The sequence below is a fragment of the Xanthomonas sp. NCPPB 2864 genome, from assembly GCF_056675615.1.
Genome location: NZ_JBWWVS010000012.1, coordinates 1 through 11,719, shown reverse-complemented (window position 1 = coordinate 11,719; position 11,719 = coordinate 1). Strand labels below are relative to the sequence as shown.

Here is an 11,719-nt window from a genome sequence, read left to right as displayed (position 1 = left end):
CTCAGTCTAGCGGACCGAACATACCTGCTAACGCAGCGTTGCGTGCGCCATCGCACAGAAGATGCCTTGTGCGCAGCCCACACGCTCCGTCACTGGATGGGCTCGGTCCCGCTTGCCGCGCTGTCGTCGCGCATCTGCAAGGCCAGATACAGGCGCACGCAGTCGTCGGTATTGCGCAGGTCCACGCCGCAGAGTTCTGCGATGCGCTGCATGCGGTAATCCAGCGTATTGCGGTGGATGGCCAGTGCCTTGGCGGTGGGCGCCATGCGCATGCCGGCGCCGAACCACACCGACAGCGTCTGCACCAGGTCGCCGCGGCGGTCCTGGGCCAGCAGCGCCTGCAGCGGCTTGCGCAGTTCCTCGGCCTGCCAGGCCTGGCGCAGGTCGTCCACCAGCACCGGCAGGCGATGGTCGTCGTAGAAGAACGCATCGGCCTGCGGCGCGCGCGCCTTGCCGATGCGCATGGTGGTGCGCGCGATCTGGTGCGACAGCGCCAGCCCGCCGGGCTGCGGGATGTACTGCCCCAGCGCGAGGCGGATCCGCAGCGGGCTGCTGGCGCGCATGCGCTCGAGCAAGGTGTGGGCGCGGCGGCGTTGTTCGTCCACATCCCAGTGGCCGCGGCGGTCCAGTGCGGGCTTGAGCACCACCAGTTCGTTGAGCGCGGTGGCGGCGATCAGGTTGCCGCGTTCGGGCGTGGACAGCAGCGTGTGCAGGCGCTGCAGTTCCACCAGCATCGCGTCCAGGTCGAGGGTGTCGCTTTCCACTTCGATCACCGCCGCCACGCGCGGCAGATCGAGCGCGATGCCGAGCCGTTCGGCCCAGCCGGCCAGTGCCGGGGTCGGCCCGTCGGCGCGGATCAGGCCGAGCGTGACTTCCTCGCGCAGGCGCGCATCGCGGGCCAGCAGGCGCAGCAGGCCGGCCTGTTCCAGCATCGCTTCGGCGGCCATGCGCACCAGTTCGGCCTGTTGCCCGATCCGCTGCGGGTCGCCGGTCAGCCCGACGCAGCCGACGATGCGGCCATCGGCGATCAGCGGCAGGTTGACGCCCGGGCGAACCGCATCCAGCTGCTGGGCCAGCGCCGCGTCGATCTCCACCCGGCCCTGCCTGGACAGTACCAGCAGCGCACCCTCGTGCAGCTGACCGATGCGCGCCGGTTCGCCGCTGGCGATGATGACGCCGGTGTGGTCCATCACATTGACGTTGCCGTCGATGATGGTCATCGCGCGGTCGACGATGGACTGCGCCAGGGTGCGGTCGAGCGTGAGCATGGGCGAGGGGTCTGTTGACGCGATCGGGGAGGACACGGTGGCATGTTCGGTGCTGCATGGCGGTGCCCCGTCCTGTGCGCGCATGCATCAGGCAGGCAGCATCAGTGGATCACGTGGCGACCGCGTGGCACAGCCTGCGCACGGCATCCCGCGCGCTGCCGTCAGCGCGTGGCTGCACGCGCAGGCAACTGCGCCAAGGCCCGGCCCACCTGCAACGCCGCGGCCACATTGCGTGCGGCGATGCGCACGTTGCTGGCGGCTTCGGCCAGCGCCTGCTCAACCGTGCAGGCGCGATGCACCACCGCAAACATCGCGTCGATGCCGTGCCCGTGCAGCAGCGCAGCGCCATTGCCCAGGCAACCGGCGATGGCGATCACCGGCTTGCCGTGGCGCTGCGCCAGCCGCGCCACGCCCACCGGGGTCTTGCCGTGCAGGCTCTGGCTGTCCAGGCGGCCTTCGCCGGTGATGACCAGATCGGCCTGGGCGACCAGGGCATCCAGCCCGAGCGCCTGCGCCACGATTTCCACGCCGGGCCGCAACTGCGCGCCCAGATACGCCACCAGCGCCGCGCCCAGGCCGCCGGCCGCACCGCCGCCGGGCAGGTCGTGCAGGCGCAGTCCCAGGTCGCGTTGCAGCACATCGGCGTAGCGCTGCAGGTTGCTGTCGAGCTGGCGCACCATGCTGGGGGTGGCACCCTTCTGCGGGCCGAACACTGCCGAGGCGCCGGTCGGGCCGATCAGCGGATTGTCCACATCGCAGGCCACTTCGAACTGGCAGTCCTGCAGCCGCCGGTCCAGGTCCTGGGTATCGATCCGCGCCAGCGTCGCCAGCGCGCCGCCACCGGGGCCGATCGACTCGCCCTGCGCATCCAGCAGCCGCACGCCCAACGCCTGCGCCAGGCCGGCGCCGCCGTCGTTGGTGGCGCTGCCGCCGATGCCGATGATGAAGCGGCGCGCGCCGGCATCCAGCGCGGCCAGGATCAACTCGCCCACGCCCGCGGTGCTGGTGCGCAGCGGCGCGCGCTCGGCCGGCGGCACCAGTGCCAGGCCGCTGGCGGCGGCCATTTCGATCACCGCGGTGCGGCCGTCGCCGGTCAGGCCGAAGAACGCCTGCACCGGGGTGCCGAGCGGGCCGCTGACCGTGCAGTCGATCACCCGCCCGCCGGTGGCCGCCACCAGCGCATCGACCGTGCCTTCGCCGCCATCGGCCACCGGCACCTTGCGGTACTGCCAGTCGGGGAACACCTCGCGGAAGCCGGCCTCGATCTGGGTGGCCACCTCCAGTGCGGACAGGCTTTCCTTGTAGGAATCGGGGGCGATGACGATCTTCATGGGCACACTCGCTGGGACGGACGCATCACTGGTTCACCGCGCGTGCCGGCACCCGCAGCACCAGCGCGGCGCCCAGCAGCATGGCCCCGGCCAGCACGTACAGCGCCAGCTCGGTGCTGTGGGTGGCGTCCTTGATCCAGCCCACCAGGTACGGGCTGACGAAGCCGGCGACCTGGCCGGTGGAGTTGATCAGCGCCAGCCCACCGGCCGCGGCGGCGGCGGTGAGAAATCCGTTGGTCAGCGGCCAGAACAACGGCAGCCCACTGACCGCGCCCATCGTGGCCAGGGTCATGCCGAACAGGGCCAGAGCCAGGTTGTCGGTGACGCTGGCGGCGATGCACAGCCCGGCCGCCCCCATCAGCAACGGGATCACCAGATGCCAGCGGCGCTCGCGGCGGCGGTCGGCCGAGCGCCCCATCAGCAGCATGAACACCGCCGCGGCCAGGTACGGAATGGCGCTCATCAGGCCGATCCGGCTCGGGTCGGTAACGCCGCTGCCCTGGATGATCGAGGGCAGCCAGAAGTTGATCGCATACACCCCGCTCTGGATGCAGAAGTACACCGTGCCCAGCATCCACACCGCCGGATTGCGCAGCACCGCGCCCAGCGAGCTGGAGGCGCCGGCCGGCTTGCCGGCTTCGTCTGCGGCCAGCGCGCGGGTCAGTGCCTGCTTCTCCTGCGGGTCCAGCCAGGTGGCCTGCTGCACGCCATCGCTGAGCAGGAACCACACCCCGATGCCCAGCAGCACGGTCGGCAGGCCCTGCAGCAGGAACATCCACTGCCAGCCGGCCAGGCCACCCTGCCCGGCCGAGAAATGGCCGAGGATCCAGCCCGACAACGGCCCGCCCAGTACGCCGGAGATCGGGATGGCCGACATGAAGACGGTCATGACCCGGCCATGCTGGGCGCGCGGAAACCAGCGCGTCAGGTACAGCACGATGCCGGGGAAGAAGCCGGCCTCGGCCGCGCCGGTGAGCAGGCGCAGGGTGTAGAAGCCGGCCGGCGTGCGCACGAACATCAGGCAGGTCGACAGCAGGCCCCAGCTGACCATCATGATCGCCACCCAGCGGCGCGCACCGATGCGCTGCAGGATCAGATTGCTCGGCACCCCGCAGGCCAGGTAGCCGATGAAGAAGATGCCCGCACCCAGCCCGTACACGGTCTCGCTCATGCCCAGATCGCCGAGCATCTGCAGCTTGGCGAAGCCCACGTTGACCCGGTCCAGGTAGTTGAACAGGTAGCAGACGAACAGGAACGGGATCAGCCGCCACAGGATCTTGCGGTAGGTCGGGGCCATGCCATCGGGGGGCGGCAGTGGCCGGGTGGCTTGGGTCATCGCACGCTCCAGCAGTCGGTGGGCCCACCGGCGCGCAGTGCTGGCACCGGCACCACACAGGGGTCGGCGCATTCTAGTTGGAGCTTTTTCCCGGAAGCATCGTCAGCCTGCTACCTGTCTGCGGGCAAGCGGACGTGGGTTTTTGTGCAAATGCCCAAATCCACATCAGGTGTCCCGAGCGTGTGCGAGGCTCGGAACGCTGCAGCAACCATGATGTTGGTACAAGGCTGACCATCCCGATGCTGCGACGGCGACCCGCCACCCAACCACCTGGCTGACAACTAGTGCCGGCGCACTCCGCGCGCGCCCCAATCAGCCCATCCGGCGAAGAAGCCCGCAGCAGCAACGCGCCTCTACCCCAGCCCTGCACCAACAACCAATCTGGCGCCTCACCGCCAAGCCCGACGCAGCACCCAGCCCGCACGACAGACCGCCTCGGCCTTGCGAATCCCGAATCCCGACTCCCCAATCCCAGCACTACCTCCCCACTCCCGATTCCCCATTCCCCACCGCATACGCCTGCGCCTGTCCCATCACCCGCAGCAGGTTGCCGCCCCAGATGCCGGCGATCTGCTGCTCGGTGTAGCCCTTGCGCAGCAGCCAGGCGGTGATGCGCGGCAGGTCGGAGACGTCTTCCAGGCCGACCACGCCACCGCCGCCGTCCCAGTCCATGCCGATGCCCACGTGCTCGGGCCCGACCACCTTGAGCACATGCTCCAGATGGGCGAAGAAATCCTCCTCGGTGGCGCGCTTGATCGGATAGCGCGCATCCAGGTCCTTGAGCGCGGCGCTCAGGGCCGTGCCGTCGGCGATCTTGATGTGCTCCCAGCCGCCGTATTGCTCGGTCAGCGCCTTCTCGGCGGCCTTGCGCTCGGGGCTGGCGCCGCTATCGACCAGATAGCCGCCGTAGGAATTCACCTGGATCACCCCGCCGTGCTCGGCCAGCACCTTCAGCCGCGCGTCGTCGATATTGCGCGGATGGTCGAACACCGCACGCGCGCCGCTGTGCGAGAGCACGATCGGCACCGGCGACAGTGCGATCAACTGGTCGAACACCGCATCGGAGGCATGCGATTGGTCGATCACGATGCCCAGCGCCTGCGCCTGTTGCACCAATTGCTTGCCGGCCGGGCTCAGGCCCTTCCACTCCGGCCCCTTGGGGTCGGTGGCCGAGTCGGCGAACTCGTTGTTGAGAAAATGCACGGTGCTCATCAGGCGCAGGCCCTGCGCGTAATAGAAGCGCAGCAGCGTGGGGTCGGCCACCAGCGGGCTGGCGTTTTCCATGCTGATGTACACCACGCGCTTGCCAGCGGCCTTGATGCGCGCGGCATCGGCGGGCGTGGTGGCGAAGGCGAAGCGCTGCGGTTGCGCGGCCAGCAGCGTGTGGATCTTCAACAAGCGCTGCAGACCGGCATCGCGATCGTCCAGGTGCGCGGCCGCACTGCGATTGCCCTGCGCGGTGTAGACCGCCCAGAAGCCGCCATCCAGCGCGCCTTCGACCATGCGCGGGTAATCCACCTGCGACAGCCGGTTGCCGGCATGCGCCTGCAACACGTCGAAATCGGGGCGCTCCAGGTTGGCCGGCGTGTCCAGATGCGAATCCAGCGTGACCAGGCGTTTTTGCAGCGCCGTGGCGCGCGCCAGTTCGGCCTTGGAAAACTCCAGCGCGTGGGCAGGCAGCGCGGTGGCGAGCAACAGCGAGACAGACAGAGACAGCGTGTGCAGGTGCATGCGATCTCACAGCCAGGTGGGGGTCACCGGATCATAACGACTTGCGGCACGCGTACTGCACGCGCCACGGCGCAGGCGATGCGCACATTGCGGCTCTGAAAAAATACACACGAAATTACATTGCGCGCAGTGCCAACGTCTGTACGCCGCGCCAAGCTTGCAGCCGCACGCAGGGATCCATGCGTCGCCCACCGTGACCGCTCGCCTGGCGATGGCGTGCGGGGGCCAGGTGTGGGTTCAATCGCCCAGTTCGGCCAGACGCGCGCGCACGCTCTCGACATCGACGTGTTCGCGCACGTGCAGCCACTGCCGCGCCCACACCGAGCGCAGCACGATCCAGGCACCGAGCACGCCCAGGCAGGTCGAGCCCAGCGCCAGCAGCAACGGATGCAATGGCGAACCGTTGCCGGTCTGGAACAGGTACATGAAGGCGCCGGCGAACAGCAGCCACACCCCGAACACCGGCCAGTTGCTGGCCAACAGACTGGCATGGGGCCGCTCGATCTCGCGCAGCAACCGGCTCAGCGCCTTGCGTTCCTCATCGTCCGCTGTCATCGACTGGCCGCTCCAGGGGGTGATCGCCGCGCTAGATCACGCGGCAGAAAACAGCCTTCAGATAGCGCGATTCCTGCACGTGCGCCATGAACGGGTGGTCCGGACCGGCACCGGCCATCTTCAGGATCTGGATGGTGCGCCCGGAGAAATACGAGGCCCGCCGCAGCATGTCCAGGAACTCCTGTTCGGCCACCAACCCGGTGCACGAGAAGGTGGCGAACAGGCCACCGGGCTTGACCACGCCCAGCGCCAGCTTGTTCATGTCCAGGTACTTCTTCAGCGCCGGAATCACCTGCTCGCGGTCGCGGGTCATCTTGGCCGGGTCCAGGATCACCACATCGAACTGCTCGCCGCGGTTGGAGGCATCGCGCAGCCAGGGGAAGATGTCGGCCTGCACGAACTTCGGCCGCACGTTGTTGAGCTTGGCGTTGCCCTTGGCGATGGCGATCACGTCCTCGTCGATGTCCACGCCCAGCACCTCGGACGCGCCGCGCGCAGCCGCATACACCGCAAAGCCGCCGGTGTTGCAGCACAGGTCCAGCACGCTCTTGCCTTCGACCTGCTCGCTCAGCCACTGGCGGTTCTCGCGCTGGTCGGCAAAGAAGCCGGTCTTGTGCGCACCGGCCGGGTCGGCGCGGAACTTGATGCCGTACTCGGTGATCACCGACGCTTCGGTGGTGGTGTTGCCGTGGAAATCGAAGCTTTCCTGCTTCTGCACGTGTTCGTCGGCGAAGCTGTGGAAGCGGCAGCCCGGGAACTGCTCGCGCAGCGCCTCGTAGATCCATTCGCGGTGGCGGAACATGCCGGCGGCGAAGAACTCCACCACCACCAGATCGCCATAGCGGTCCACCACCAGGCCGGACAGGCCGTCGCCTTCGCTGTGCACCACGCGCCAGGCATCGGACACCGCGTCGAGCTTGAGCCAGTCGCGGCGCAGGCTCACTGCCGCGGCGATCTTGCGCGAGAACCAGCCCGCATCCACCGGCACCGCCTGGTCGGTCTCCAGGATGCGCACGGCGATGCGCGAGTGGCCGTTGTAGAAGCCGCGGCCGACCCACTCCCCGTCCACGCCGACCACATCGACGATGGTGCCGGGTTTGGGCTTGGCGGCGGGCTTTTCCACCAGCTTCTGGAAGATCCACGGGTGGCTGGAGCGCCACGCATTCTTGAGTCGGACGACGGGGACAGGAGTATTCATCCGCCCATTGTATCCGGCTGGATTGACGTGCCTGCCCCGGGCACGCAGAATCGGCTGCAGAAGGGGAGTAGCTCCCAGCGTTGTCGCCGTCATGACGAGCCCTGCCATCAGGCGCTCCGGTGCAACGGCAACCGGCCCGGCCGGTTGTGAGCGAGACCTTCGCCGCGCAGGCGAAGGTCCGTCACCCGGAATCCACGATTTCCGTGTCACAAGGCCTCAGCCCACCGGCTGTCCAGGTCGTTTCACTTTCGGGATTCTTGTATGCAAACCATTGGCAATGTCTGGTTATGGGGCGGCTTCGCGATCGTGGTGATCGTGGCGCTGTTGGTCGATCTGGTGCTGATGCGCCACGGCGGTGCCCACAAGGTCACCTTCAAGGAAGCCACCTGGTGGAGCATCGGCTGGGTGCTGCTGGCGCTGGCCTTCAACGCCGGCCTGTGGTGGTACCTGCAGGGCAGCATGGGCGATGCGGCGGCCGACCGCATCGGGCTGGAGTTCCTGACCGGCTACCTGGTCGAGAAATCGCTGGCGGTCGACAACATCTTCGTGTTCCTGATGGTGATGACCTACTTCGGCGTGCCCGAGGAGCAGCGCCAGCGCGTGCTGATCATCGGCGTGCTGGGCGCGATCGTGCTGCGCGCGATCATGATCTTCGCCGGTTCGGTGCTGCTGACCAAGTTCCATTGGCTGCTGTACGTGTTCGGCGCCTTCCTGCTGCTGACCGGCATCAAGATGTGGTTCTCCGCCGGCAAGGAGCCGGACCTGGAAGCCAACCCGGTGCTGCGCTGGATGCGCGGCCATCTGCGCCTGAGTCCGCAATACCACGGCCATGCGCTGAGCGTGATCAAGGACGGCAAGCGCTGGTTCACCCCGCTGTTCGTGGTGCTGATCCTGATTGCGGTGATCGATGTGATCTTCGCGGTGGACAGCATCCCGGCGATCTTCGCGATCACCACCGACCCGTTCATCGTGCTGACCTCCAACGTGTTCGCGGTGCTGGGCCTGCGCGCGATGTTCTTCCTGCTGGCCGGCATGGCCGACCGCTTCCACCTGCTGCCGTACGGCTTGGCGGTGATCCTGGTGTTCATCGGCACCAAGATGATGATCATCGATCTGTACAAGATCCCGGTGCTGGTCTCGCTGGCGGTGGTGATCGTGATCCTGGTCTTCACCATCGTGCTCAGCCTGCTGCGGCCGCCCAAGCCGGCTCGGCACTGAGGGGCTGGGAGTCGGGAATCGGGATTAGGGAATCGGGAACGGCCGCGCCGCATGCGCTGCTCGCAACCAAGCGCACCGACCATCTCGACTGGTCCTTGCCTGCCCACCGTCGCGGGACCTTATGCGGCATGGATGCCGCGTAGGCGCCTACAAGTACGTACTTGGGGCGTGTCCCGCGACGGTGGGCGGGCAAGGGCCCGCAGCCAATGGGTGTCGCGCTTCGGCCACCTGCGTGATGCAACGCGAGCCGCTGCGCCAATCACCGGTGGCGGAACTGGATTATCCCGTCGTCGGGCCTGCTTATCCCGCGCCGGACAGGCTTGTAAAACATCCGCGCGACGCCATCCGTGAAGGCATGACACCGCATCCTGTTGCCGCCGACGCCACCTCGCAAGATCGCCTGGATCGTTCCCGGGTCTTGCGTGCCTTCAACTTCAGCCTGGCTGCCGTGTTGCTGCTGGTGGCGGTATTCACCGCCCAGGGCATGTTCGACTGGCGCGCCTGGGCGGTGGCACCGCTGCAGGCCGACGGCCTGCTCGGCATCCTCACCGCACCGCTGCTGCACGGCTCGCTCGCGCATCTGGGCGCCAACGCCGCCGCGCTGCTGATCCTGGGCACGCTGGCCGGCAGCGTGTATCCGCGCGCCACCGCCCTGGCGCTGCCGTTGCTGTGGCTGGGCTCGGGGCTGGGCGCGTGGTTGCTGGGCGAGCCCGGCAGCCGGCATCTGGGTGCCAGCGGCGTCACCCACGGGCTGATGTTCCTGGTGTTCGTGCTGGGCCTGCTGCGCCGCGACCGCCCGGCGATTGCCACCAGCATGATCGCCTTCCTGTTCTACGGCGGCATGTTGCTGACCATCCTGCCGCACGAGGCCGGTGTGTCCTGGCAATCGCATCTGGGCGGCGCGGTGGCCGGCCTGATCGCCGCGCTGCTGCTGCGCCTGCGCGACCCGCAGCAGGCCAGGCCGCGCTACAGCTGGGAAGACGAGGACGAAGACGCAGCCTGGGAGATCAGCAACGCCGAACGCGACGTGCTGGAACCGCCGCCGCCACGCCAGGTGCCGGTGCTGTGGCAGCGCCAGGAAGACGGCTCGCAGAACGTGGTGCTGCACTTCCCGCCACGCGAACGGCCACCTGGGACGTAGGAGCGCGCTTGCGCGCGATGGAGCGTTATCGGGAACGCTTCATCGCGCGCCAGCGCGCTCCTACAGACCGCATATGCGTCCAACGTTTAACGCGTTGCACGCTCGCTCAACGCACGCCGCGCCAAGCCGGGATCATCGGCAAAGAACGCATCGATACCAGCATCCAGATACGCCTTCAACTCGGCCAATGCGCCGGCCTCGTTGCGCTCGGTCACCGCAGCACTGCTGCGGTTGTTGGCGGCCAGGAAATAATTCTCCGGGCGAAAGGTATACGGCTGCACCTGCAGTCCTGCCGCATGCGCGTCGTGCACCAGGCTGGTCGGCGTGCCCAGGCGCTGCTGCGCATCCAGCGGAATGATGCTGCGGATGTCCGGGCCGATCGCATCGGCATAGCCGGCAACCTGCTTCAGCCCTTCGGGCGTGATCATCTGCGCGTAGGTGCGCGGCGCGTTGCCCAAGCCCGCATCGGGCAGCGCCATCTGCGCGCCGCCCAGCAGCTGCAGCAAGCGAATAGTGCTGTTGCGCCCGATCTTGCCGCGCAAGTAACGCAGGTTGCCGGTCTCGAACGACTGGATCACCACCGGCGCGGTCTGCGTGTAGGCATGCGCACGCAGGCTCGCCAGCACCTTGTCTTCCATCGCCAGATTCAGCGCACTGAAATAGCTCGGGTGCTTGATCTCCGGAATCAGCCCGATCGTGCGCCCGGTCGCTGCCGATTCGGCTGCGACGAAATCGATGATCTCGTCGAAGGTGACGATCTGAAACTGCCCGTCCCAACGCGTGCCGCGCAACTGCGGCAACCGCTCGCGCGCGCGCAAGGTCTTCAATTCGGCAAGAGTGAAGTCTTCGGTGAACCAGCCTTCCATCGCCTGGCCATCGATGGTCTTGCGGGTCTTGCGCGCGGCGAACTCCGGGTGGCTGGCCACGTCGGTGGTGCCGCCGATCTCGTTCTCATGCCGGGCCACCAGCACACCATCCTTGGTGGACACTAAGTCCGGCTCGACAAAATCGGCGCCATCGACGATCGCCTTGGCATACGAGGCCAGGGTGTGTTCCGGGCGCAACGCGCTGGCGCCACGGTGCGCAAAGATCTGCACCGTCTTCGCCAACGGCGCCTCTGCCAACGCGGGCCCGCTCATGCCGACCATCATCGCTCCCAACACCAACGCACGGTGGAACTGCATCATGCCTTTCTCCAACAAAAAAGCAGCCATCAACACCACGGCACGACCGCCAGACGAGCGCGGCCGATGAGCGAGGCGGGATGCACGACCTTGCATCCCGCACCTTCGCATCGTCGCATCCGCCCGACAATCACTCGACAGGTCTTGCCAGCCACTCTAAAACCATCCACGTCGATCGCCACCGGAAATCAGTCAGCAGCCACAAGACCCGCTGTTACCAATCCCCAATCCCGACTCCCCAATCCCTAACTCAGAACTTGGCATCCAAGGTCAAAAACACCTGCCGCGGCGCGCTGGCATGGAATGCCAGCTGACGGCCATTCGGATCGCTGTTGGCGAACGCGGTGAGGTTGGACGCATAGCGCTTGTCGGTGAGGTTGGTCACGTTGAGCGAGAGCTTGAGCCCCTGCAGCACGCCGGCCTGGCCAAAGTCGTACCCGGCGCCCGCATCGAACGAGGTGTAACCGCCGAAGCCCTGGTCGTTGGTGTAGGTGTAATAACGCTGGCCGGTGTACTTGCCGCGCAGGTTGATGTTCCAGTTGGCGTAGTTGAAGGCGATTTCGCTGGCGAACATACGCTTGGGCGTATCCACCGTGGTCTTGCCGGCAGTCGGAATGATCACCCCGTTCTGCACGTAGTTGTCGTCGTAGGTCGAGCGGTTGATCGAGGCCGAGTTGTACCACTGCAGGTAGCTGGTCGGCTTCCAGATCACGGTCAGTTCGCCGCCGCGGCTGCTCACCGAGCCCACGTTGAAGAA

General features: G+C 67.2%; 9 protein-coding genes and 1 pseudogene. 2 read left to right on the top strand and 8 right to left on the bottom strand.

What is annotated here, in order from left to right:
• Positions 1–89 precede the first annotated feature (89 nt).
• The 6 genes from AC1KVE_RS18855 to AC1KVE_RS18830 all read right to left on the bottom strand — a co-directional run bounded on the left by AC1KVE_RS18855 (position 90) and on the right by AC1KVE_RS18830 (position 7,419).
• Entirely contained in the window at positions 90–1,268 is a 1,179-nt protein-coding gene (locus AC1KVE_RS18855) for a sugar diacid recognition domain-containing protein (protein WP_481092487.1), read from the bottom strand.
• 161 nt (positions 1,269–1,429) lie between these two features.
• Positions 1,430–2,599, bottom strand: a complete 1,170-nt coding sequence (locus AC1KVE_RS18850; protein WP_481092488.1) for a glycerate kinase — start codon at positions 2,597–2,599, stop codon at positions 1,430–1,432.
• A gap of 25 nt (positions 2,600–2,624) precedes the next feature.
• Entirely contained in the window at positions 2,625–3,935 is a 1,311-nt protein-coding gene (locus AC1KVE_RS18845) for an MFS transporter (protein WP_481092489.1), read from the bottom strand.
• 477 nt (positions 3,936–4,412) lie between these two features.
• Positions 4,413–5,666, bottom strand: a complete 1,254-nt coding sequence (locus AC1KVE_RS18840) for a dipeptidase (RefSeq protein WP_481092490.1) — start codon at positions 5,664–5,666, stop codon at positions 4,413–4,415.
• Positions 5,667–5,903: 237 nt separating this feature from the next.
• Positions 5,904–6,221, bottom strand: a complete 318-nt coding sequence (locus AC1KVE_RS18835; RefSeq protein WP_039518152.1) for a hypothetical protein — start codon at positions 6,219–6,221, stop codon at positions 5,904–5,906.
• Between the two features lie 31 nt (positions 6,222–6,252).
• Positions 6,253–7,419, bottom strand: coding sequence for a class I SAM-dependent rRNA methyltransferase (locus tag AC1KVE_RS18830; RefSeq protein ID WP_481092491.1), 1,167 nt, complete (start codon positions 7,417–7,419; stop codon positions 6,253–6,255).
• Between the two features lie 261 nt (positions 7,420–7,680).
• Here AC1KVE_RS18830 and AC1KVE_RS18825 point away from each other — a divergent pair, with 261 nt between their 5' ends.
• Together AC1KVE_RS18825 and AC1KVE_RS18820 are read left to right on the top strand one after the other, a co-directional pair.
• A complete protein-coding gene (locus tag AC1KVE_RS18825) occupies positions 7,681–8,637 on the top strand; it encodes a TerC family protein (protein ID WP_016901852.1) in 957 nt (318 codons plus the stop codon).
• Positions 8,638–8,992: 355 nt separating this feature from the next.
• Complete coding sequence (locus tag AC1KVE_RS18820) at positions 8,993–9,778, top strand: rhomboid family intramembrane serine protease (protein ID WP_046346131.1); 786 nt, start codon at positions 8,993–8,995, stop codon at positions 9,776–9,778.
• Between the two features lie 86 nt (positions 9,779–9,864).
• Here AC1KVE_RS18820 and AC1KVE_RS18815 read toward each other — a convergent pair whose 3' ends face one another.
• Complete coding sequence (locus AC1KVE_RS18815) at positions 9,865–10,965, bottom strand: glycerophosphodiester phosphodiesterase (protein WP_481092492.1); 1,101 nt, start codon at positions 10,963–10,965, stop codon at positions 9,865–9,867.
• Between the two features lie 247 nt (positions 10,966–11,212).
• Positions 11,213–11,719 (bottom strand): annotated as a pseudogene (locus AC1KVE_RS18810) (TonB-dependent receptor); the annotation flags it as partial.